This window comes from Sorangiineae bacterium MSr11954 (assembly GCA_037157815.1).
GTDB classification, from domain to species: Bacteria; Myxococcota_A; Polyangia; order Polyangiales; family Polyangiaceae; genus Pendulispora; species Pendulispora albinea.
The window spans coordinates 10146080-10172097 of sequence record CP089984.1 but is presented as its reverse complement, the minus strand read 5'-3'; the positions used below and the strand labels follow the sequence as shown (position 1 = coordinate 10172097).

The 26018-nt window shown below is 67.2% G+C and carries 7 protein-coding genes; all 7 read left to right on the top strand.

What is annotated here, in order from left to right; genetic code table 11:
- The first annotated feature begins 133 nt into the window (after positions 1-133).
- From LZC94_39725 to LZC94_39695, 7 genes are read left to right on the top strand one after another with little or no spacing between them, the layout of a single operon-like run.
- On the top strand, positions 134-343 hold the full coding sequence (locus LZC94_39725) for an MbtH family NRPS accessory protein (protein WXB13947.1): 210 nt from the start codon (positions 134-136) through the stop codon (positions 341-343).
- On the top strand, positions 340-5631 hold the full coding sequence (locus LZC94_39720; protein ID WXB13946.1) for an amino acid adenylation domain-containing protein: 5292 nt from the start codon (positions 340-342) through the stop codon (positions 5629-5631). The genes LZC94_39725 and LZC94_39720 overlap by 4 nt, the downstream gene beginning before the upstream one ends.
- The gene (locus tag LZC94_39715) at positions 5628-10112 is read left to right on the top strand and encodes an SDR family NAD(P)-dependent oxidoreductase (protein WXB13945.1); all 4485 of its coding nucleotides are present in this window, start codon (positions 5628-5630) and stop codon (positions 10110-10112) included. Before LZC94_39720 ends, LZC94_39715 begins: the two co-directional genes overlap by 4 nt.
- Positions 10109-13234 carry an acyltransferase domain-containing protein gene (locus LZC94_39710; GenBank protein ID WXB13944.1) on the top strand — a complete coding sequence of 1042 codons (3126 nt, stop codon included), beginning with the start codon at positions 10109-10111 and terminating at the stop codon, positions 13232-13234. Before LZC94_39715 ends, LZC94_39710 begins: the two co-directional genes overlap by 4 nt.
- Complete coding sequence (locus LZC94_39705; protein WXB13943.1) at positions 13224-17888, top strand: SDR family NAD(P)-dependent oxidoreductase; 4665 nt, start codon at positions 13224-13226, stop codon at positions 17886-17888. The genes LZC94_39710 and LZC94_39705 overlap by 11 nt, the downstream gene beginning before the upstream one ends.
- Positions 17885-25192: an amino acid adenylation domain-containing protein gene (locus LZC94_39700; GenBank protein WXB13942.1), complete on the top strand. Its 7308-nt coding sequence runs from the start codon at positions 17885-17887 to the stop codon at positions 25190-25192. Before LZC94_39705 ends, LZC94_39700 begins: the two co-directional genes overlap by 4 nt.
- Positions 25189-26013 carry an iron-containing redox enzyme family protein gene (locus LZC94_39695; protein WXB13941.1) on the top strand — a complete coding sequence of 275 codons (825 nt, stop codon included), beginning with the start codon at positions 25189-25191 and terminating at the stop codon, positions 26011-26013. Before LZC94_39700 ends, LZC94_39695 begins: the two co-directional genes overlap by 4 nt.
- The last annotated feature ends 5 nt before the right edge of the window (positions 26014-26018 follow it).

Below are 26018 nucleotides of genomic sequence, written 5' to 3'. Positions count from 1 at the left end.
TTTTGGCGTTAATTGCCATGGCGTGGCGCGCCCAGCGAACGCTAATCTCGGTGCGGGCAGCAATGCCGGAGCGTCGTTCGCGGCGCGAGCTCCAATCGACCGCGCGGGCCGCCGCGCGTGACCCATCGAATTTATGGCGATCATGGAAGATTTGGATATTTCGACTTATCGCGTGGTCTCGAATGACGAAGAACAGTATTCCATCTGGCCGGCAGATCGGGACGTGCCTGGCGGTTGGCGCGACGTGGGCGTGATCGGATCGAAAGCCGAATGTCTCTCTCATATCGAAAAGGTCTGGACCGATATGCGGCCTGCGAGCCTTCGTCGGCTCATGAAATCGTGACCGCCCCCTCTTCGAGCCCGCACGAGACACTCGTAGACGTCCTCCGCTTCCGCGCGGAGAAGCAGCCTCGAGACATCGTGTTTCGTTTTCTCGATACCGGCGACGTCGAACAGGCGGCCTCCGAGTGGACGTACTCGGAGCTGGATTTTCGCGCGCGCTCGATCGCCGCGGTCCTGCAGGAGCACGAGAGAGAGCTCGGCGGACATCCCGCTCTGCTCCTGTTCCCGCCAGGTTTGGATTTCATCGCCGGCTTTCTCGGGTGCCTCTACGCAAATGTCATGGCGGTGCCCATGTACCCGCCGGACCCCACGCGCCTCGATCGAACGTTGCCGCGCTTGCGGCAAATCGCGCGAGACAGCGGGGCCCGCGCCGTCCTCACCACCTCGGATCTTCACGCCCTGGCCCCCGCCGTCCTCCCGCAGGTCCCGGAGCTCGCGTCGCTCCCATGGATGGCCGTCGACGCTCCAACGGACCAGGCGGCGCGCGCGTGGCGACGGCCCGCGATCACGGCCGATACGCTCGCGTTCCTGCAATACACCTCGGGATCCACCGGCACGCCCAAGGGCGTCATGTTGAGCCATCGCAACCTGCTCCACAACGAGCGCCTCATCGAGCGCGCGTTCGGGCACAACGCCGCCTCGAGCGTCGTGGGGTGGCTGCCCATGTTTCACGATATGGGCCTCATCGGGAATGTGCTTCAGCCCCTCTATTCGGGTTTTCCTTGCACATTGATGTCCCCGCTGGCCTTTCTGCAGCGGCCGATACGGTGGTTGAAGGCGATATCCACGTATCGCGCGACCACCAGCGGAGGGCCCAACTTCGCCTACGACCTCTGCGCACGAAAAATAACGGACGAGGAGGCCGCGCGGCTCGATCTGAGCTCGTGGACGCTCGCCTACGACGGCGCGGAGCCGGTCCGGGCGGAGACGCTCCGCCGCTTCTCGGAGAAGTTCGCGCGAAGCGGCTTTCGAAGCGAAGCTTTCTATCCCTGCTACGGCCTCGCCGAGGCCACGCTCTTCGTCACGGGTGCGCGCAAGGGCGAGGGCGCGCGGGTGCGGAGCGGCGGCGAGCGGAGGAGCCTCGTGTCCTCGGGCCGGAGCGCGGAGGGGCTGCGCGTGCACGTCGTCGAGCCAGAGACGAAGCAGCTGCTCGAACCCGGACGTGAAGGTGAGATCTGGATATCCGGCGACAGCGTCGCCCGCGGATATTGGGGCCAGCCCGCGGAGACGGAGGCCACCTTCGGCGCCCATCTCGCGAACGGGGAGGGGCCATTTCTCCGCACGGGCGATCTCGGCATCGTCGAAGACGGCGAGCTCTATGTCACCGGGCGGTGGAAGGACCTGATCATCCAGCGCGGCCGCAACCTGTATCCTCAGGATCTCGAGCTCACGGCCGAACAGGCTCATGCCTCGGTGCGGGCCGGGTGCGTGGCGGCGTTTTCGGTGGACCGTGAGGACGACGAGCAGCTGGTGATCGCCGCGGAGATCGAACCTGGACGGGCGAGCGCGGGAGGCGCCGAGGAGGTCGCGACGGCGATTCGAGCGGCCATGGCCGAGGAGTACGGCGCGCGCGTGGGCGTGGTGGTGTTGCTCGAGCCGCGGAGCATTTCGAAGACGTCCAGCGGCAAGATTCAACGGCGAGGCTGCAAGGAGCTGTTCTTGGCCGGGCGCCTCGCGGTGGTGGCGCAATCGGTGGCGCCGGCGCCGGAAGCGCCACGTGCGAATTCGAGAACCGAGCTCGCGGGCGAATCGACCGAGGAGCGCGCCGCACACATCGAAGCATTTCTCCGCTCCGCCATCGCGAAGAGGACCGGGATAGCGCCCGAGAACGTCGCGCGGGAGGCGTTGCTTTCGAGCTTTGGCCTCGATTCCTTGCACATCGTGGATTTGTTTGGCGAGCTGGAAGCGGCTTTTGGTGTTTCGATCCCGATACCGCGGTTGCTGCAGCACCCGACCGTGGCCCATGCCGCAGCCGAGATCGCCCTCGCACGGCCGCACGATCCAACGTCCGGGAGCCCGCTCACGGCCATGGCGCCGCACGAAGGCGAGATCCCGCTGTCATCGGGGCAGGCCCGTCTCTGGTATCTCGAACGATTGATCCCCGGCTCGCCGCTCTACAATGTGCAGTTCGCGCTCAGGATGGTGGGCTCGCTCGACGTAACGCGCCTCACGCGGAGCCTGGACGCGCTCATGGAGCGGCATACGGCGCTTCGAACCGTGATTCGCGAGACCTCCGGCAAGCCACGACAAGTCGTATTGCCCGCGGCACCGGTCACCTTGGCTCGGGTGGATCTCTCGGCCGCGGGGGATGACCGCGAGCAAGCGCTGCGGAGCTGGGCTCGCGACGAGGGGCGAGCACCGTTCGACTTCGCTGGCGGGCCGTATTTTCGTGCCGCATTGGCCACCCTTGGACCGGATGACCATGCGCTCGTCGTCACGCAGCACCACGTGATCACGGACGGATGGTCCATCGGGGTGCTGCTCGAAGAGCTCGGCGCGCTCTACCGCCTCGCCGATCCCGGCGCGCAGGCGTCTTTACTCCCAGCGCCTGCCGTGCCGTATGCCGATTATGCGCGCTGGCAGGTGCAGCGAATACCTTTGCTCGGCGCGGAGCGCGACTTTTGGAAGAAGCGGCTCGCGGGTTTGCCGCGGCTCGATCTGCCCACCGATCGGCCACGCACCCACGAAGCGGCGGTACGGGGTGGAACCGTACCGTTTCGATTGCGCGCTGCGCTGACCGACGCCCTTCGCGAGCTCGGGCGGCGCGACGGCGCGACGCTCTACGCCGTTCTCTTGGCTGGATTCTCGGCGTTGCTCTATCGGTACACCGACCAAATCGACTTTGGCGTCGGCACGGTCACGGCGCAGCGTGAGAATGGGCATACGCGCCGCCTCGTCGGCCTCTTGGCCAATACGTTGGTGGTGCGCTGCGATCTATCGGGCGCGCCCACGTTTCGAGAGCTGGTTCGGCGCACCGGGGAGCGTGTGCGCGAGGCCCTCGCGCATGGGGAGCTTCCTTTCGAGGAGGTGGTGGCGCAGGCCGGTGCGGCCCGAGCGGGGGACGGCAATCCGCTCTTTCAGGTGGGCCTGGTGTTCGAGACATTTCCCGTAGGCACCATCGAGGTCCCGAAGATGCGCTGGGAGTCGATGTTCGATGCTCCGGACGGGGCGGTGGAGGGAACGGCGAAGTTCGAGCTCTCGCTCGCGGTCGCGGAAGGTGCGAAGGGCGATCTATGGGGGACCTTCGAGTACCGCGCCGATCGATTCGATGCGGTCACCATCGAGCGGCTCGCGGGGCACCTCGAGGTCCTCCTCGAGGACGCGGTCGCTTCGCCGGATCGCCGCGTCGCGGACCTGCCGCTGCTCACGGAACCGGAGCGGCAGCAGATCCTCCGAACATGGAACGATACCGCCCGTGCGAGGGGCGAAGCGCTCTCCCTTCATGCGCTCTTCGAGGCGCAGGCGATGCGGACGCCGGATGCGGTCGCCGTGATCTTCGAAGGTGAGCGGATCACGTACCGCGAGCTCGATCGGCGCGCGAATCGATTGGCTTGGCAATTGACGTCGTCGGGGGTCGCCCCGGACGTGCGGGTGGGCATCTTCATGGACCGCTCCATCGAGATGGTCGTCGCCTTGCTCGGTGTTCTCAAGGCGGGTGGCGCGTACGTACCTCTCGATCCGGAGCAGCCCGCGGAGCGATTGGCCTTCATGCTCGAGGACGCCTGCGCGCCGGTCGTCCTTACGCAGTCGCACGTGATGGCGAGGTTGCCGTCGCAAGGGGCGGCCCAGCTCGTGATGGATGCAGGGTGGGGCCATGACCGCGCGGAGGTGCCGCCGCCCTCCGGAGCGACATGCCCCGAGCAGAGCGCCTATGTGATCTATACGTCGGGCTCGACGGGCCGGCCCAAAGGGGTGATCAATTCGCACCGCGGAATCGTCAATCGCATCCATTGGATGCAAGATGCATATCATTTGGACGCCGGCGATCGCGTCCTGCAGAAAACCCCGTTTGGGTTCGATGTCTCGGTTTGGGAGTTCTTCTGGCCGTTGTCGGCCGGTGCGTGCATCGTCATGGCCCGGCCCGGCGGACACGCGGATAGCGCGTACCTGGTTCGAACCATGGCGCAGGAGCGCATCACGACCGCGCATTTCGTCCCGTCGATGCTGCAGATCTTCCTCGAGGAAGAGGGCGTCGAATCGTGTGTGCACTTGAAGCGCATCATCTCGAGCGGCGAGGTGCTCACGGCCACCTTGGCGCAGCGGTGCCTCTCGCGCCTGGAGGTGGAGCTGCACAACCTGTATGGTCCGACCGAGGCGGCCGTCGATGTGAGCTCTTGGGCATGCACGGCGGACGATCGGCACGTCGTCCCCATCGGGCGCCCGATCGACAATATCGAGCTCTATGTGCTCGATCCGCAGGATCGACCCGTCCCGGTGGGGGTGGCGGGGGAGCTCCATATCGCGGGGGTCGGGCTGGCGCGCGGCTATGTGAATCGACCGGAGCTCACGGCGGAGCGGTTCGTTCCCAATCCCTTTGGCCGCGAGCCCGGCGCGCGCATGTATCGAACCGGAGATCGCGTTCGATGGCGGGAAGGCGGCGCATTGGAGTTTTTGGGTCGCACGGATCATCAAGTGAAGATACGCGGCGTTCGAATCGAGGCCGGGGAGATCGAGGCCGTGCTCGCGCAGCATCCGGGGGTGTCGGAGGCGGTGGTCAATCCATTCGTGCATTCATCGGGGGATCGGCGGCTCGCCGCCTACGTGGTCGCCAAGGCGGAGCCCGGCCCGGATGGTGCCGCATTGCGCGCGTTCCTTCGCCAGCGTCTGCCCGAGATCATGGTGCCATCGGCGTTCGTCGCGCTGGCGCGGCTGCCGCTGACACCGAACGGGAAGGTCAATCGCAAGGAGCTGCCGGCTCCCGACCTGCGGCGCGAGGTCGAAGTGGCCCTCGTTCCGCCGCGCAGCGACATCGAGCTTCGAATCGCGGCGATCTGGCGGCGCTTGCTCGGAATCGAGCAGGTTGGAACGAATGACAACTTCTTCGACCTGGGAGGGCACTCGTTGCTCATGGTCCAAGTGCACAGCGAGCTCGCGGCCGCGCACCCTGGGTTGCAGCTCGTCAAGCTGCTCGAGCATCCGACGATTGGCGCGCTGGCGTCTTACTTGAATAAGGACGCGGACGCGGCGCCGATCGTGCAAGTGGCGAAGGGCCGCGCGCAACGTCAGATCGCGGCGTTCCAGCGGCAGCGACGGCGAAGCGGGAAGAAAGGCGAAGGGTCCGAGCCGTGAGCGCCGACGATCCGAGCGCGAGCGATTTCGCGGTGGCCGTCGTGGGAATGGCCGGCCGCTTCCCGGGAGCATCGGACGTCGATGCATTTTGGCGCAATCTGCGGGAGGGGAAGGAGTCGATCACGTTCTTTTCGGATGACGAGCTCCTGGCCCGTGGGGTCCGTCCGGCGACGATGGCGGCGCCGGGCTTCGTCAAAGCGAGCGCGGTCCTCGACGATATCGCGCGGTTCGACGCCGCGTTGTTCGGCTATCCGCCGCGCGAGGCGGAGCTTCTGGATCCGCAGCATCGCATTTTGCTCGAGTGTGGTTGGGCGGCCCTGGAGCACGCCGGATACGACAGCACCCGATACCCTGGATCGATCGGCGTGTTCGCCGGTACGAGCATCAGCTCGTATCTGCTCTTCAATTTGATGACGTATCCGGAGATGGCCTCTTCGGGAGACGAGTTTTCGCTGATGGTGGCCAATGACAAGGATTTTGCCGCCACGCGGCTCGCGTACCATCTGAATTTGCGAGGGCCCGGCGTCGATGTCCAGACGGGGTGCTCCACCTCGCTCGTGGCCGTGCACCTCGCCTGCCAGACGCTGCTTGGATTCCAGTGCGATATGGCGCTCGCGGGGGGCGTCAGCGTGCACGTTCCGCAACGTGCGGGATACCTCCACCAGGAAGGCGGGATCACCTCGCCCGATGGTCATTGCCGCGCGTTCGACGAGCGCGGGCGCGGGACGATCTTCGGCAGCGGCGTGGGGCTGGTGGTGCTCAAGCGGCTGGAGGACGCGCTCGCCGAGCGCGACACGATCTACGCCGTGATCAAGGGCTCGGCGATCAACAACGACGGCGCGGTCAAAGTGGGGTTCACGGCGCCGGGGGTCGCGGGCCAGGCCGAGGTCATCGCGCGCGCGCACGCCATGGCGGGCGTCTCGCCGGACACCATCGGCTATGTGGAGGCCCATGGGACGGCGACGCAGCTCGGCGATCCGGTGGAGGTCGCTGCGCTGACCCAGGCGTTCGCCGCGGGGACTCGGCGGGGGCAGTTCTGTGCGCTCGGATCCGCCAAAACGAACATCGGGCACCTGGACACCGCCGCGGGAATCGCAGGTCTGATCAAGACGATTCAAGCCTTGCGGCACCGAGAGCTGCCTCCGAGTCTGCACTTCGAGCGGCCGAATCCGCAAATCGACTTTGCGTCGAGCCCATTCTACGTGAACACCGCGCTCGCGCCCTGGCCCGAGGGCCCGGCCCCGCGGCGTGCGGGGGTCAGCTCGTTTGGAATCGGTGGGACGAACGCCCATGTCGTGCTGGAGCAGGCGCCTTCGGTGCGAGCGCGCGGGGGCGCGCGCCCTTGGCAGATCCTGCCGCTCTCGGCCAAGACGGAGACGGCCCTCGATGCGCTCACCGCTGCGCTAAGTGCCCACCTGGGCGAGCAATCGGCGCCCTTGCGTGAGCCGCCGGCGCCCTTGCGCGAGCCGGCGGCGCAGGAGCTCGCGGACGTGGCGTTCACCCTTCAACAAGGGCGCAGGGCGCTCGAGCGCCGGCGATTCGTGGTCGCGCGCGACCGCAGCGAGGCCATTCGTGGGTTGAACGATCCCGATGCTCGCAGCACGCTCACCGCGGTGCGGCCGACCCGCACGCCGTCGCTCGCGTTCATGTTCGCGGGCAGCGATGCCGTACATTCGAACATGGGCCGTGGCCTCTACGCGAGCGAACCGGCCTTCCGCCATCACGTCGATCGGTGCTCGGCCATCGTGGAGCGGTTGCTCGGCGTGGATCTTCGGGACCTGATGTATCCTTCGACCTCGGGCGAAGAGGACGCCGCGCGCCGATTGATGCGGCCGTCGCTGGGGCAGTCGGCGCTCTTCGCCGTGCAGTCGGCGACCGCGGAGCTTTGGCGGGCGAGGGGAATTCGGCCCGAGGCCGTGATCGGGCACAGCGTGGGGGAGTACGCTGCGGCGTGGGCCTCCGGGGTCGTTTCTTTGGAGGACGTGGTATCGCTCGTCGTTCGTCGCGGGCAGCTGTTCGAGCATCTGCCGCAGGGCTCCATGCTCGGCGTACCGCTCTCCGAGGACGAGGCGCGCGCCATGGCGGGCGACCGCCTGTGCGTGGCCGCGATCAACGGCCCCGGTCACACCGTGCTCGCCGGCTCGACGGAAGCCGTCGAGGCCATGATGGCCGACCTCGAACGCCGTGAAATCGAATTTCGACATATCCAAGTCAACGTCGCGTTTCATTCGCGGCTCGTCGAACCCGTCCTCGAACGTTTTCACGAGCTCGCGGCGGCGGTTGCCTGGTCGCCGCCTGCCATGCTGTGCGTGTCGACCGTGACCGGGACATGGCTCACCCCCGCCGAGGCCACCGATCCCGCCTATTGGGTGCGGCACCTTCGCAACACCGTACGCTTCGCCGACGGAGTGCAGCTGCTCTTGGAGGACCCGCACCGTCTGCTCCTCGAGGTCGGGCCCGGGCGAACCTTGACGGCGCTGGCCAAGCTCACCGCGCGAGGTCCGCGCGCACGAACGGTGCTGGCCTCGATGCGGCATCCGCTGGACCAGGCCGATGACGAGGAGATCTTCGCACGGGCCACGGGCAAACTGTGGCTCGCGGGGTTCGATCTCGATTGGTCGGCGGTTCATGAAGGCGAATCACCGGGACGGGTGCCGCTGCCCACCTATCCGTTCGAAGGCCGAAAGCATTGGATTGCCCCGCAGGAGCCCTCGCTGGCCCTTCGCCGCACGGGAAGGCCGGACAAACATCCGAACGTGAGCGATTGGTTTTATCAGCCATCGTGGCAGCACCGCCGGCTCGCGCCCCCATCGCGCACCGAGCGCGAGGCGCCTGCGCGGAAATGGATGGTGCTCCTCGACCAACGCGGCCTCGGCGAGCGGCTGGCCGAGCGACTCGCCGCGGCGGGGTGCGTGGTCGTGCGCGCGGAGCATGCGTCCGACATTCAAACGCTTCCGGAGGCCCTCTCCGGCGTGGTGGATCTCCGAGCCGTCGCGCCCGTCGGATCCGACGACTTCGAGGCGGCGCAGCGCGAAGCGGGCGATCGCGTGCGCCTCGCGCGACTGCTCGGAGAGCGGTCGCCCGCCTCGATGCAGCTCGTCGTGGTGGGGCACCGCGCGGTGGGCGTCGGGGGCGGAGATGCCATTGCGCCGGCGCGCGCGGCGGCGATGGCCGTGTGCAACGTCTTGCCTCAGGAGATCGCCGGCCTCGCGTGCCGTTACGTGGATGTCGAGCTCCTCGAAGACGGCCCGGCGCTCGCTCGGCTGGCCGACGCGCTGGCGTGTGAAATCGAATCGGGATCGGAGCCCGTGGTGGCGCTTCGCGCGGGGCATCGTTGGGTGCAGGGATACGTTCCGTTCCCCCTCCCTCGAGACGCCGCCGCGGGGCGATCGCTCCGCCATGGCGGCGTTTATCTGATCACCGGCGGAACGGGCAAGGTCGGGCTGCACGTCGCGCACTACCTCGCGCGCAAGGTCGGGGCAAAGCTGGTGCTCGTCGCGCGACGGCCGCTGCGCGACGCGGTCTCCGCGTTGGAGCTCGCGGGCGCCGAGGTCGTCGTCGAGCGTGCGGACGTCGGTGATGCGACGCAAATGCGCGCGATCGTCGAGGGGACCTTGGCTCGATTCGGTGCGCTGCACGGCGTCGTGCACGCGGCGGGCGTGGCGGGGGAAGCCGCGATTCACCTCGCGTCCGACCTGGAGGCGGCCCATTTCGCGGCCCAATTCCAGGCCAAGGTGCGGGGGACCGAGACGCTCGACCGCGTCCTCTCCGGCCGCGAGCTCGACTTCCGTTTGCTCGTCTCGTCCAACGCCGCCGTGCTCGGAGGTGTGGGGCTCGCCGCGTACGCCGCGGCGAATGCTTATCTCGATGCGTTCGCGATGGCGCGAACGGAGCGGCCCGACGAGCGATGGATCAGCGCGAATTGGGACGCCTGGCCGGCGCCGGAGGGCGAGCGGCTGCTGCAAACGCGGCTCGATCGCTTTGCGATGACCGCGGAGGAGTCCGAGGACGCCCTCGAGCGCGTCCTCGTGGCGGCGCCCCCGGGTCAGATCGTGATCGCGACGGGCGATCTCGATGCGCGGAGGGCCGAATCCGCGCCGTGCGCGGCACCTGGAGCAGCTGCGGAAGAAGGAGCTAGTGCCGGCCCCGACCTCGAGACCGTCTTCGCACCCGCCGGCAATGATCTCGAACGAAGCATCGCGCGCGCTTGGCAGCAGGTGCTCGGCGTCGAGCGAATTGGCGTCGACGACAACTTCTTCGACCTCGGCGGCAATTCGCTGTCGTGGCTCAAGGTCGTCGGACATTTGAAGGAGGAGCTCGGGGTCGACGTCCCGCTGACGTCCGTCTTCGAAGCACCTTCGGTGGCCGCGCTGGCGGTGCTGCTCGGCCGCGCTCACCCCATCTCCGCCACCTACGAAGATAGTCACGCGCGTGGCACGGCGCGCCGCGAGCGCCGCCCGAAAGACCGAGGATCACCATGACGGCGCCTGCAGACGCGCTGGACGTTGCCGTCATCGGAATGGCGGGACGATTCCCAGGCGCGAAGGATGTCGACGAGCTTTGGCAGAACGTTCGCGGCAAAGTCGAATCGATCCGTTCGCTGACCGAAGAGGAGTGTATCGCGGCCGGTGCCGCACCCGAGCAGCTGCGCGATCCTTCGTTCGTCCGCGCGGTCTCCGAGGCCGACGGCATCGAGGAGCTCGACGCCGCGTTCTTCGATATCCCTCCGCGCGAGGCGGAGCTGATGGACCCCCAGCACCGAATGTTCCTCGAGCTGGCCTGGACGGCGCTCGAGCACGCCGGCTATTCGCCACGAGCTTTCCCGGGACGAATCGGCGTTTTTGGCGGCGCGCCGCTCAGTACGTATTTGCTCTTCCACGTCGCCGCCAATCCCCATGCGTCGGCGACGCTCGATCCCCTCCAGGTGAACCTCGCCAATGGCGCGGATTTTTTCGCGACCCGCGTGTCGTACAAACTGGACCTGCGCGGGCCGAGTCACACCGTCCTGAGCGCATGTTCGACGTCGCTCGTCGCCGTGCACGTGGCTTGCCGGAGTCTGCTCGATGGGGAGTGCGATATCGCGCTCGCCGGCGGCGTCTCGATCAACGTGGGCCAGAGGCACGGATACGTTCACGTCAAAGGCGGGATGGCTTCGCCCGATGGCCGCTGTCGCGCATTCGATGCGGGCGCGCAGGGGACCATCTTCGCGAGCGGCGGGGGGATCGCCGTGCTCAAGCCCCTGCGGGCGGCCATCGCCGACGGCGACTTCGTGCACGCGGTGATCCGAGGATCCGCCGTGAACAACGACGGCGCGCGAAAAGCCGGATACACGGCGCCGAGCGCCGACGGTCAAACGAAGGCCATCGTCGAGGCGCTCGCGGCGGCGGGGGTCGACGCGGAGTCGATCGGTTATGTCGAGGGACATGGCACCGGCACCCCGATGGGCGATCCCATCGAGGTCGAGGCGCTCACCCGCGCCTTTCGTAGGCACACGCAACGCGTGCGCTATTGCGCGCTGGGATCGATCAAAACGAATTTGGGCCACCTCGATGCCGCTGCCGGGATCGCGGGGCTCATCAAGACGGTGCACGCGCTGCGGCACCGGGAGCTACCCCCGAATCTGCACTTCACGCGGGCCAATCCGCAAATGGACCTCGAGGCGAGCCCCTTTTATGTCAGCTCGAACCTCGAACCCTGGGCGCCGGACGCCGCGCCTCGGCGCGCGGGCGTGAGCTCGTTCGGCGTCGGCGGGAGCAACGCGCACGTCGTGCTGGAGGAGGCGCCGCCGCGCAGACCCACCTCGGCCAGCCGCCCGTGGCAAATCCTCGTCGTCTCGGCGCGAACGGACTCGGCCCTCGAGACGGCGACGCAAGGGCTCCTGGCCAACTTGGAGGCCCACCCGGACACCGATTTATCGGATATCGCGTACACGCTCCAGGTCGGCCGGCAGCGCTTTGCCCATCGAAGGTTCGTCCTATGCCGCGATACGGCGGACGCCGTTCGAGCCCTCCGCGAACCGGGCCGTCCGCGCGTGCGGACCTCCGCCGCGGACGACCGCTCCGATCGCGCGGTGGCGTTTCTATTTCCGGATCTGGACGCGGCGCACATTGGAATGGCCGCCGCGGCCTACTGGCACGAATCGCCATTTCGCGTCGATGTGGATTCGTGCGCGGAGCTCCTTCGAGCTCGCGCGAACCTCGATATCCGCGCCGTGCTTTATCCCCCGGCGGAGCGCGCCGGCGAAGCCTCTTCGCAGCTCTTGGAACCTGCGGTGGCCCATACGGCGTTGTTCGTGATCGAGTATGCGCTGGCCCGCCTGTGGATGGCCTGGGGCCTCGAGCCGCGTGCGATGTTGGGATATGGCGTCGGGGAGCTCGTCTGCGCCTGCTTGGCCGGCGTGTTCGATCTCCCAGCGGCCCTCTCGCTCGCGGCCGCGCGCGGGCGGCTGACGCAAAGCATGCCGCCGGGCCGCATGTTGGTGGTGCCGCTCGCGGAAGACGAAGTCGAGCCGTACCTCCGGCGCGAGGTGACCCTGGCGGCCGTCGACGCACCCGCACGATGCGTGCTCGCCGGTCCGCCGCACGGCATCGACGACGTGGAGCAAGCGCTCGCGGCGGACGGGATCCAGACGCGCCGCTTGCCTGCGCAGCGTGCGTTTCATTCGCCCATGATGGCGGCTGCCGCGAAGGAATTCGCCGCCGCGATCCGCGCGGCCAGACCGCGCGTTCCGAAACGGCCCTTCCTGTCCAACGTGACCGGGACGTGGATCACCTCCGCGGAGGCCACCAGTCCGGACTATTGGAGCGATCAGCTCTGCAAACCCGTGCGCTTCGCCGAGGGGCTCGATGCCCTCCTCGCCGGCGAGCGCCTCGCGCTGCTCGAGGTCGGCCCCGGTCGTTCGCTGAGCCGCCTTTCGCAACGTCATCCCAGCGCAGCCCAGCAAACCATCGTGCCCTCGTTGCCGGGCGACGTTTTGCCATCGCGGGGGGCGGGGCCCATGCACACCGCCACTCCCGAGGACGCGGAGCTTCCTTCCGCGCTGGCGCAGCTTTGGCAGGCCGGTGTCCGAGTCGATTGGGCCGCCTATTACCGCGATGAGCGTCGCCAGCGCGTGCCCTTGCCGACATACCCGTTCGAGCGCAAGCGCTTTTGGATCGAACGACCCCGGCCGCACCCGACGCCATCCCTCGAATCCGCGGCCGAGCCGGCACCCGTTCCGGCGGCGCCGAAGCATCCACGGCCTGCGTCGTTGCGAAGCCCGTTCGCGGCCCCCGCCACCGCGCTCGAGCGGCTGCTCACCGAGCAATGGGAGCACGCATTGGGCATTGCGCCCATCGGGGTGTTGGACAACTTCTTCGATCTCGGTGGCGATTCGCTGATCGCGGTTCAATTGAGCGCGCGGCTCGAGAGAGCCATGGGCCGCGAGGTCCCTGCGGTGACCTTCTACGAGGGGCTCACCGTGCGATCGCTGGCGCGCCTGCTCGAAGCGCCCGAGCAGGCCCCCGCGCACGAGCCTCGCGCCGACACGACGACGGCGCAGCATCGGCGGCGCGACGGGTTCGCGCGCCAGCGCGCGCTTCGAGGTTCAGACCATGACGAATGACGTTGGAATCGAGGAGACCGACCGGATGTCCACGACAGCTGCGCGAAATGGATTGGAGCTCGCAATCATCGGCATGGCCGGCCGATTTCCGGGGGCACCGGACGTCGATACGTTCTGGCGCAATCTCCGTGATGGTGTCGAATCGATTGATTTTCTCGGCGACGATCTCGAGCCCAATCTCCTCGAAGGACCGGAGGTCCGGCGCGATCCGAAGTACGTGAGGGCCGCGCCCATCCTCGACGGTGTCGAGCGGTTCGACGCGTCCTTTTTTGGAGTGACCCCCAAAGAGGCGGAGCTCATGGATCCGCAGCAGCGCATTTTTCTCGAGTGCGCATGGGAGGCCCTCGAGCAAGCAGGTTATGCGCCCGGACGTTTTCGAGGCCGCATCGGCGTCTATGGGGGCTCGCGCACCAATACGTATGTTTTCAATCTCTTTTCCAATCCGCGCGCGGTCGGATCACTCGGCGCGTTCGAGGTAGCGCTCGGCAATGATCTCGCGTTCCTGTCGACGCGGGTGTCGCACCGCCTCAATTTGCGCGGTCCCTCGTATTCCCTCCAGACCGCCTGCTCGACGGGGCTCGTCACCGTCCATGTAGCGAGTCAAGCTCTGCTCGCAGGCGAATGCGATATCGCGCTCGCGGGGGCGGTGGCCATCAGCGTGCCTCAGCGTACCGGCTATTTGCACGAGGCCGGCAGCATCATGTCCCCGGACGGCCACTGCCGCGCCTTCGATGCCAAGGCTGGAGGGACCATCTTCGGCAGCGGTGTCGGTCTGGTGGTCCTCAAGCGGTTGGACGATGCGCTCGCCGACGGCGACACCATCCACGCTGTCGTCAAGGGCTCCGCCATGAACAATGACGGCGACCAAAAGGCGAGCTTCACCGCCCCGGGCGTTCCAGGTCAGACGCGGGTCATTCGCGACGCGCTCGCGGTCTCCGAGGTCGATGCGCGGAGCATCACCTATGTCGAGGCGCACGGCTCCGGGACCCCGCTGGGCGATCCCATCGAGGTGAGAGCGTTGACCCGCGCGTTCCGAGCGACCACGAACGACAAGCGCTTTTGCGCGCTGGGCTCGGTGAAGACCAATGTCGGCCACCTCGACGCGGCGGCGGGCATCGCGGGCCTCATCAAAGCCGTCTTCGCGCTTCGGCACCGGCAGATCCCCGCGACCCTCCATTTCGAGACACCCAATCCGCAACTCGATCTCGAGGAGAGTCCGTTCTTCGTCAACGACGTGCTTCGCGATTGGGAATCGGGGCCACACCCGCGGCGCGCGGGCGTGAGCTCGTTCGGCATCGGCGGCACCAACGTGCACGTCATCTTGGAAGAAGCGCCGCCGGAGCCCCCGACGGCCCCGAGCGACGCCGACCCACGTCCGCAGGTGCTCGTGCTCTCCGCCAAGACCGAGACCGCGTTGGAGGCCGCGACGGGCTCGCTCGCCAATGCCATCGAAGCTCGCCCCGATGTCTCGCTCGAAGACATCGCCCATACGCTGCAGGTCGGCCGCGAGATCTGGAGCCACCGGCGCGCGCTCGTAGGCCGCGACCGAGCCCACGCCCTGCGGCTCTTGCGCGGAGAAGAGCCGGAGCGGGTGCACACGGCCTTCGAAGAGGCGCGAAATCGTCCGACGGCATTTCTGTTTCCAGGCACCGGCGCGCAATACGCGGGCATGGCGGCCGGCCTCTACGAGACGGAGCCCGTGTTTCGCGAGGAGCTCCAACGCGTCTCCGCCCTCTTCCAGCGGCACCTCCCGCTCGACCTGCGCGCGCTCCTCTATCCCGGGCCGCAGGTGCAGGCGCGCGACGTGGAGGGTATGGCGATTCAACCCGCCATCTTTGCCGTCGAATACGCGCTTGCGCGCCTTATGTTGTCCTGGGGTATCGAGCCCGATGTCATGCTCGGCCACAGCTTGGGCGAGTACACGGCGGCTTGCCTCGCCGAGGTCCTGTCGCTCGAGGACGCCGTGCGGCTCGTCGCTTTGCGCGCCGAGTGCGTCGAGACCCTGCCCGAGGGCGCGATGCTCTCGGTGGCGCTCCCCGAACGCGAGCTCGCGGCCCTGCTCGGCCCCCTCGCGCTCGCCGCGGTGAATGCGCCAGCGCAATGCGTGGTGTCGGGCCCGCGGGCGGAGGTCGAAGCGCTCCGAACGCAGCTCGGATCGCGGGGCATCGAGCACAGGCTTCTGCAGGTGGACCGCGCGCTGCACTCGCACATGCTCGATCCGATCCTCGAACGATTTCGCGATGGCGCCGCGCGCGTGCGCTTCCAAGCCCCGAAGCGCCGTTACATTTCGAGCGTGACCGGCCACCTCGCGGGCGCGGAGGTCGCGACACCGGAGTTCTGGGTCCAGCACTTGAGGCAGACCGTCCGATTTGCGGACGCCATGCGGGAGCTTCTCGCCGAGCCTGCGCGCGTCCTGCTCGAAATAGGGCCCGGACAAACGCTGACGGCGCTCTCCCGATTGCAAAGCGGGGATGCGCGCCAAGGTGTCGCGCTCGCGTCCACCCGACACCCCAAGGATAAACACGACGACGCCTTCTTTCTACGCACGACCCTGGCCAAGGCATGGCTGGCCGGGATCGACGTGGATTGGAGCGCCGTGCACGGTCGAGAGCGGCGCCGGGTGCCCTTGCCGACGTATCCCTTCGAGCGCGAGCACTTTTGGGTTCCGCCGGGCGAGTTGGGCGGCGGCGAGAGCACGTTATCTTCGGGCAAGCTCTCCAATCTGGCCAAATGGTTCCACGTTGCCTCGTGGCGCCGCACCCCGATGCCACCGCTCGAACCCGGCGCGCTCTCCAGCCCGAGGGGATGGGTCGTGTTCACCGACGGGGGAGCGCTGGGTGCGTCGCTGATCGGGCGCTTGGAACGGGCCGGCCACGAGGTGGTGACGGTGGCCGCAGGTACGTCGTTTTCGGTCCGCGACGATCGGCATTTCACCATCGCGCCGGCGGAGCCCGAGCACTACACCCGCCTCCTTGCCGCGCTTCGGGGGAGGGCCAGCGCGCCTCGCCCGGAGGTGTTCGTCCATCTTTGGAGCCTTACGCCCTCCGGCGACGGTCCGTCCGATCCCGACTCGTTCGCGGCGCTCCAAGCGCGCGGCTATTATAGCCTTTTGCGCCTCGGGCAAGCACTTGCCGCGTCCGGCCAGGGCGAGCGCGTGCAGCTCGAGGTCGTATCGAACGAGCTTCACGATTTCGAAGGGGAAGGCGGGCCGCGGCCCGAAAAAGCGCCGCTGCTCGGGGTGTGCAAGGTCCTGCCCCAGGAGCGGCCGCATACCACCGTTCGTTGCATCGATATCGCATTACCCGCCGGCCACGAAGATGCCAATGCTCTGGCCGAGCAGCTCGTCGCCGAGATCCATTTGCCGTTTTCGGATCTGGTGGTGGCGCATCGAGGGGCTCGTCGCTTCGTGCAGTCCTTTACCTCGCTGCCGCTCGAAGGGGATGTCCCGCCGCGACGCCCGCTCCGCAAAGGCGGTGTTTATCTCATTACGGGCGGCCTCGGCGGCGTCGGTCTTCTCTTGGCCGAATACCTCGCAGAGACCTTCCAAGCGCGGCTGATCCTCCTCGGACGCACGCCGCTTCCCCCGCGCGATGGGTGGAGCAGCTGGCTCGCCACCAAGGGCGAGGAGGATCGCCAGAGCCGGATCCTTCGCCGTCTCTTGGCCATGGAGGAGAAGGGCGCCGAGGTCTCGGTCGCGAGCGTCGACGTAGCGGACGCTCCGAGCTTGCGCGAGGCGATCGACCGCGCCGAAAGCCGCTTTGGTCCGCTGAACGGGGTGCTCCACGCCGCAGGTCTCACCCAAGGTGAATCGGTCTATCGGCCGCTGACCGAGATCGGCGACATCGAATCGGAAGCGCAGTTTCGGCCGAAGGTGCACGGCACCTACGCGCTGGAGAGCGCCCTCGGCGGTCGCCCCGTGGACTTCGTGCTTCTCTTCTCGTCCAGCTCCGCGATTTTGGGCGGCCTCGGCTATGTGGCCTACAGCGCCTCGAACTCGTTCCTCGACGCCTTCGCTGCGCGCGCGAGCCGGCGCGGCGATGCGCGATGGGTGAGCGTGAACTGGGACTCGTGGTCCTCGGAGACGAAGCACTACGCCGTCCGCACCACCATGGATCGATATGCCATGACACGCGACGAGAGCACGGAAGCGTTCCGCCGCCTCGTCACGGCGGGGGTCGATGGTCAAGTCGTCGCGATCACGGGGGACCTCGATGCGCGGCTCGCGCTCTGGATCCGCCAGGGCACGTCCGGCGGCCGAAACGCTCCTACCCCGCAGCATTCGCGCCGAGCGCGCACGACCTTCGTGGCCCCCGAAGGAGAAACGGAGCAGACCATTGCGGCGATATGGCAGGAAACCTTGGGCGGCGCTCCGGTCGGCCGGCACGACGATTTCTTCGATCTCGGCGGACACTCGCTCCTCGCCACGCAGGTGCTGAGCCGCATGCGCGCCGCGTTCGATATCGAGATACCGCTGGTCAAGCTGTTCGAGTCCCCCACGGCCGCAGGGCTCGCCCGCGTGGTCGCCGAGGCGCGCGCGGACGCCGACGCGCACCAAGAGGCCGAACAACGGCTCCTCCGAGAGATCGTGGCGCTGTCCGATGAGGAGATCGATCTCGAGCTGGAGAAGCACCGCATCGAGGAGACTTCGAAATGAGCGACGCGCCCGTCGATCGCAGCAAGCTGACCCCAAAGCAGCGCGCCCTGTTCGAGCTCTTGCGCAAGAGCCAACGTCCGAATCCGGAGCCGCCGCTCTCCACCATCCCGCGACGTGGGAGCGACGTGGAGCGGATCCCCGCGTCGCACGCGCAGCGGCGACTGTGGTTCTTCGACCAGCTCGAGCCGGGCAGCCCCGCGTTCAACATGGCGCGCAGGGTGAGGCTCGTGGGGCGGTTGGATCTCGACGCGCTCGAATATGCATTCAACGCCCTGCTCCGCCGGCACGAAATCCTACGCACCACCTTCGAGGCCGAAGGCGGCGAGCCGCTCCAGCGGATCCATGCGCCTAGCCCGAGGTCACTGCCGCGGGTGGATCTGTCGGCGCTCGCCGCGCCGGAGCGCGCGGCCGAAGCCTCGCGCATGGCGCACGAAGAGGCGAGGAAGCCCTTCGATCTCGAGAAGGGACCGCTGCTTCGATGCACGCTCCTCCGCTTCGGTGAGCACGAGCACGAGCTCCTCGCGACCATGCACCATATCGTGACCGACGGGTGGTCGATGGGCATCTTCGTTCGAGAGCTCGCGACCCACTATCGAGCCGCGCACCTCGGGCGTCCGAGCGCCATCGACGAGCTGCCCATTCAATATGCCGATTACGCTCTCTGGCAGCACCAGCGGCTCACGGAAAAGGCGCTGGAGCGCCCTATGGCGTTTTGGACGGATCTCCTCGACGGAGCACCCGCGGCCCTCGAGCTCCCGACGGATCGCCCGCGACCGCCGGCCCAGACCTACCGCGGAGCGTTGCATCACCTCGAGCTGCCGCCCGATCTCGTGGGCGGATTGCGCGAGCTGGCCCGGCGCGAGGGCGTGACCCTGTTCATGACCATGCTCGCCGCCTTTCAAGTCCTCCTCGGTCGCTATGCTGGCCAGGACGACATCGTGGTGGGCAGCCCGGTGGCCAATCGAAGCCAGGCCGAGCTCGATGGCCTGATTGGCTTCTTCATCAACATGCTTCCGTTGCGGACGAAGTTGAACGGGGACCCGCCATTTCGCGAGCTCCTGCAGCGCGTGAAAGAGATGGCGCTGGGGGCGTACGCGCACCAGGAGTTGCCGTTCGAGCTGCTGATCGGAAAGCTCGGCGCCGCCCGGGATCTCGGTCGTTCGCCGCTCGTGCAGGCCGTGTTCGTGCTTCAGAACGCGCCGAAGGTGCAGCTCGATCTCGGAGACGAGCTGAAGCTCGATTTCGAGGACATCGAAACGGCTACATCGAAGTTCGATCTGACCTTGTATGCCGACGAGACGAAGCACGGATTTCAATGCTCCTTCGAATACGACTCCGATTTGTTCGATGCGGCGAGCATCGAACGGATGGCTCGGAACTTCCGGGTGCTGCTCGAGGGAGCCGTGCAGGATCCGGGCACCCGCATCGGATCGCTGCCGCTCCTCACGGCGGAGGAGGCGCAATGGTTCGACGCGTGGAACGGCCCGCCGCCGATCGATGTGCCGGCGTGCATCCCCGCGCCCTTCGAACGGCAGGTGCAGGCCACGCCCGACGCGATCGCCCTCGTCCACGGACATGAGAGGCTCCGTTACGACGAGCTGAATCGCCGCGCGAATCGCCTCGCGCATCGACTTCGGGCCTTGGGGATCGGACCCGACGTGGTGGTCGGGATCAGCGCCGAGCGATCGCCGCGCCTGATCGTCGGAATCCTCGGGATCCTGAAGGCGGGCGGCGCCTATTTGCCAATCGACCCCAATTACCCGAAGACACGCGTCGCGCATATGTTGAGCCATAGCGGCGTTTCGGTGCTGCTGACGGAACGTCACCTGGTCGAGAAGCTGCCGGAGCACGGCGCTCATTCCATTTATCTCGACGAGGAAGCGCCGCCTGCCGACGAGCACAATCCGGAGCATTTCTCCCACCCGGAGCTCTTGGGTTATGTGATGTACACGTCGGGCTCGACGGGCCGGCCCAAGGGCGTCGCCATGCGAACGGGCGCGCTGTGCAACTTGGTCGCGTGGCAAATCGCGAACTCGGTCGCGCGCGAGGGGACGCGCACCTTGCAGTTTCCGTCGTTTTCGTTCGACGTGTCGTTTCAAGATACCTTCTCGACCCTGAACACCGGGGGCACCTTGGTGCTCTCGTCCGATGAGCAGCGGATGGATGCTTCCCAGCTGCTCGAGCTGCTCGCGGCCGAGCACATCGAACGATTGTTCATCCCCGTGGTCATGCTGCATCAGCTCGCGCGGCGCGCGACGCCCCAAATGTGCGCGCGGCTCTCGCTCCGCGAGATCACCATCGGCGGCGAGGTGCTGCGGGTGAACGACGACGTGCGCGCGTTTCTGCGGAGCATCCCCGGCTGCAGGCTGTTCAATCACTACGGTCCAACGGAGACCCACGTGACGACGTCCTGGAAGGGCCCGGAGCTGGCCGACCACATCCCGGATCTTCCCCCGATCGGGCGGCCGCTGACCCACGTGTCGGCCCACGTTCTCGATCCGAGCTTGCAGCGCGTGCCGCTCGGCGTGCCCGGAGAGGTCTTCCACGGCGGCGTTCAGGTCGCGCGAGGCTACTACCGCGATCCCGCGCTCACGGCCGAGCGATTCATCCCCGATCCCTATGGTCCACCCGGCAGTCGCATGTACCGAACGGGTGATCATGCGCGCTTGCAGGACGGTGAGCTGCGCTTCCTCGGGCGGAAGGATGGGCAGGTCAAGCTCCGCGGGTATCGCATCGAGCTGGGGGAGGTCGAGGCCGCGTTGAGGCGTCAGGCCGGCGTGCGCGAGGCGGTGGTGCTCGCGCGCGAAGATACGCCGGGCGAGAAGCGGCTCGTGGCCTATATCCAGGCGGACGGCGACGCGCCGGCGGCGACCACGTTGCACGATGCCCTCGCGCGCGATCTCCCCGAGTACATGGTGCCCTCGCTCTACGTGAAGATGGAGTCGTGGCCGCTGACGCCGAGCGGGAAATTGCATCGGAAGGGGCTGCCGCCGCCCGACGATGCCGCCCTGCGCGTATCCCGGACGGACGACGCCGCGCGCACGCCGATGGAGCGAGCGGTCGCCGATGCGTTCGCGGCGGTGCTCGGATTGCAGCACGTGGGATTGAACGACAACTTCTTCCTGCTCGGCGGCCACTCGCTGCTCGCGACCCAATTGATTTTGCGGCTCCGAAGCCTCTTGGAGCTGCAAGTGCCGATTCGCGCGATCTTCGAGGCGCCCACGGTGCGCGCGCTGAGCGAGCGGCTCGGCGCGTCGGAGCGAGGGTGGAAGGTCTCGGCGCCGCCCCTTACGCGCGCCCGCGCCGAGCGACGGGAGCACCCGCCGCTCTCGTTCGCGCAGCAGCGGCTTTGGTTTCTCGACCGGCTCGAGCCCTCGAGCACCGCCTATACGATCCCGTTTGCCCTGCGCCTTCATGGCGATCTTCGAGTCGATGCCTTGCGGCTCGCCATCGAGGACATCGTGCGGCGGCACGAGGTGCTGCGGACCACATTTCCCCTGCATGATGGCGCCCCCGTTCAGCGGATCCACGCGCCTTCGCCGTGGGCCCTGCCCGTGATCGACCTGGCGGCGCTCTCGCCTGCGGTGCAGGAGGGAGCCGTCCAGAGGTACGCGGACTCGCTGGCGCGCGAGCCCTTCGAATTGGCGCGAGGTCCGCTCCTTCGGACGAGCTTGTGCCGGCTCGGCGAGGCCGACCATGTCCTCATCGGCGCGATGCACCATATCGTGAGCGACGGATGGTCGATCGCCGTCCTGATCCGCGAGCTCACGGCGCACTACGAAGCGCGGCGGGATGGCCGCGTCGCGCAGCTGCCGGAGCTGCCCGTGCAGGTCGTCGATCATGCGATCTGGCAGCGCGATTGGCTCGAGGGGCGGATCCTCGAGGAGCAATTGGGCTATTGGAAGCACCGGCTCGCCGGTGTGACCCCGCTCGAGCTGCCGACGGATCGCCCGCGATCCGGCTCATCGGATCGCGCGGGGGCCGAGGTCTCCATCGCGATTCCGGGCGCGCTCGCCGACGGGTTGCGCGGTCTCGCGCAGCGCGAGGAGGCGACGATCTTCATGGTGCTGCTCGCCGCGCTCCAATCCTTGCTCGGCCGGTGGTGCGGGCAGACCGATATCGCGGTGGGGACGCCTATCGCGGAGCGGCCGCATGAGGAGCTCGAAGAGCTAATCGGGTTCTTCGTCAATACATTGGTCTTGCGTTCGGACCTCGGCGGCGATCCCACGTTCGCGGAGCTCGTCGCGCAGGTCAAGGAGACGACCTTGGGGGCGTATGCGCACCAGGCGATCCCCTTCGAGAGATTGGTCGAAGCGCTCTCGCCGCCGCGCGATCTCGGCCGCACCCCGCTCTTTCAGGTCATGCTCACCTTGCAAAACGCCCCCGCCGAGACGTTGCGGCTCGCCGGGCTGACGGCCAGGGGCTTCGAGCTCGCGCCCGGGCCTGCCATGTTCGATTTGAGCCTCGATCTCCGCGAGGAGGGGAGCCTCCTTCGAGGATCGTTCCGTTACGCACCTGCGCTCTTCGATCGGATCACGATCGAACGCCTGCGTGAACGTTTCCTCTCGGTGCTGGAGTCGGTGGTGCGCGATCCAGAAGTCCGTGTGTCCAGGCTCCCTCTTTTGACCTCTGGAGAGCAAGCCATCCTCGCGCGCATCAACGACACGGAGCGCGCCCATTCTGGACCGCGCTGCATCCATGAATGCTTCGAGGCGCAGGTCGCACGAACGCCGGAGGCGGACGCCGTCGTATTCGAGGGGCAGCGGCTCTCCTATCGCGCGCTGAACGAACGCGCGAATCAGCTCGCTCACCACCTCCGCGTGCGCGGTGTGGGGCCGGAGATCGTCGTTGGGTTGCTGCTGGAGCGATCGGCGGAGTGGCTGGTGGCCGTAATGGGTATTCTGAAGGCGGGAGGCGCGTACCTGCCGCTCGACCCGAACCATCCTCGGGCGCGGCTCGCCCGGATTCTTCAGATGAGCCGCGCTGGCATCGTGGTGGTGCATTCGCGGCTGCGCGAAAAGCTCGCGGACTGCTCGGTGGAGACGCTCGGCATCGACGAGCTTCCCCCTGCGGAAGGGCTCCAGCCGCTCGACCCAGTCGAGAAGCGCGTGCGCGCAGACCATGCGGCCTATGTCATCTACACCTCGGGATCGACCGGGGCGCCCAAAGGGGTCGTGGTCGAGCATCGCTCGGTCGTCAATCTATGGCAGTCCTACGTACGAATCGTCTCCGAGGTGGGGCGGGGCCCGCTTCGCGTAAGCTTGAATGCGCCCCTCACGTTCGACGCGTCGATCCAGCAGTGGGCTCATCTGTTGAGCGGACATACGATCGTCATCGTGCCCGAGGCCGCCCGGCTCGACCCCCGGCAAATGATGGCGTGGGTGAAGGCGGAGCGACTGGACGCCGTGGACGTGACCCCATCGCAGCTGCGCACCTGGCTCGACGTCGGGCTCGCCGACATCCGGCTTTTGGAGGTGGGCGGCGAGGCCATCGACGAGGAGCTCTGGTCACGTCTTCGCGCCATCCCGAAGATGGTCGCCGTCAACGAGTACGGTCCCACGGAGTGCACGGTCGACACCACGATTTGCGTTATTTCATCCGGCGCACCGTCCGAGGAGGCGACCTCGGAGCGTGCAACATCGGAGGAGGCCACCTCGGAGCGCCCGTCCCTCGGGGAGCCGGTCGACAACACGCAACTGTATGTGCTCGATCGCGGACACGACATCGTACCGCTGGGGGTGGCCGGAGAGCTGTACATCGCCGGCGAAGCGCTGGCGCGCGGCTACCTGAACGACCCCGCGCAAACGGCCGCGCGCTTCGTCCCGAATCCATTCGGCCGACCGGGGAGCCGGATGTATCGAACCGGCGATATCGTGCGGCGCGATAGCGATTCTGTCCTTCGTTACGTCGGTCGCGAGGACGGACAGGTCAAGATCCGTGGCAACCGTATCGAGCTCGGCGAAATCGAGGCCGTGCTCGTCGCCCACCCCCACGTCCGCGAGGCGGTGGTGGTGCAGGCGGACGGTCGCGGCGGCGATGGAGACGCCCGGCTGATCGCGTATTGGCTCCCCACGGGCGAGCCTCCGCCCTCTCCGACCTTGCGCGAGCATGCGTCGCGGGCGCTGCCCGGATACATGGTGCCGGCGGCCTACGTAATGCTCGACCGATGGCCGCTCACGCCAAATGGCAAGTTGGATCGGCGTGCATTGCCGAAACCCGTATACGAGGCGAGCGCCGCGGACGCTCCGCGCTCGTCGCTCGAGCGAGCGCTCATGGACGTATTTGCGGACGTGCTCCAGTTGCCTCGTGTGGGCCTGCACGATGATTTCTTCGCGCTGGGCGGCCACTCGCTGCTGGCGGTGCGCCTCGCGATACGCATCGAAAAGACGTTGGGTCGTTCCGTGTCTTTGTCCCAGGTCATTCACACGCCGACCGTCGCGGGGCTGTCCGCCGCGATGGAGGAAGGCTCCGCCGCCCCGCCCAGCACCATCCTCCCGTTGCGTACGACAGGCGCCCTGCCGCCCCTCTTCTTCGTCCACGCCATCGGCGGCTCGGCGCTGGGATACCAAAGCCTCGCCCGCGCGCTCGGCGACGAGCAGCCCTTTTACGGTCTGCAAGCTGCGGGCATCGATGGCGGCGAGCGCCCCTGCACCACCGTGGAGGACATGGTTCAGCGGTACCTCGAGGCCATACGGAACATCCAGCCGAAAGGACCGTATCGTCTCGGGGGGTGGTCCTTCGGTGGCGTGGTCGCCCGAGAGATGGCGCATCGACTCATCGAGCGCGGCGAACAGGTGGACGCTCTGGTGCTGGTCGACACCTGGGCCCCGACCTTCGCTGGCCGCTCCGACCCGCAAAGTAAGCAGACGCTCCTCCTCGGGCTGGCGAACGAGCTCGGGCTCGAGGTCGATCCCGAACGACTGAAGGCGCTGCACCCCAGCGATCATCTCGCCCATGTCGGTGAGCAGGCGGCCCTTCACGGTCTCTGCTCCGCGGGGGCCGCCGAGTCGTTCATCACGCGGCTGCTCCATGTCCTCGAGGCCCACATCGAGGCGCTGCGCGGCTACGTGCCTCGGATCTATCCAGGGCCCATCACCTTGATCCGCGCCGAAGAGGCCCCCACGGCCGAATCCGCGCGGCGGCTGGCCGAGGATCCGACCTGCGGGTGGGCAGAGTGGTCGGAGCTGCCCATCGAAGTCCACTCCGTAGCCGGAGATCACTACAGCATCGTTCGTCCCCCAAACGTCACCGCACTCGCCGCGACATTGAGCCGTGCCCTACGCAGGCTCGATCGATCGAATTGAACCCCGACACCCACACGATAGTGAGCACCATGAATCAGACCATCGCCACCCAATCATCCGGAACACCCGCCGTCGCGGCCGCGCGCGCCCAACAGACCGAAGACCCGATCGAGGCCCTCGCACGAACGGTCTACACCAGCACGGCGCTCAACAACGATTTTTACGACAAGTGGACGCGAGGGCGCTGCGCCCCAAAACAGATCGCGGTCTTCGCGAGGAACTACGGGGAGGTCGTTCGAGCTTTTCCCGAGATTCTATCGGTGATGATCAGCAACACCCGAAACGTGGAAGCCCGCACCGAATACGCAAAAACGCTCTACTCCGAGATGGGGTATGGTCGGGTGGACAAGGTGCACTCCGTCCTTTTGGACGCTTGGTTCGAGCAGCTGGGAAACAAGCTGGGCGAACCCGAGACCCTCGTATGGGAGAATATGGCCGCGAACGTGGCCGTCCTCCCCGAGACGACCGGCTTCATCGAAGGGCAAAGGCGCCTGTACAGCGCCGACAACGCCACGGGCTCCGGCGCACAATTGGCCCAAGAATGGCAGGCCTACACCATGCTGCGCAAGCTGTACGATGGCGCGACGCAATACAAGGGGCTGTGGGAGCTGGAAGACGAGTTCCACGAGGCCTGCGAATATTTCTATGCGCACATCGGGGCGGCCGAGAAGGAACACAAGCTGGAATCGCTGGCGGGCGCGCAGCAATTCCACGTCGACGGCGAATCGAAGCTCCGAATCGAAAGCGGGTTTCACGAGCACCTTCGACTCTACGGCAATTTCTGGACGGCGGTCGCACGCGCCATGAATTCGATGGAGTGAGGCCA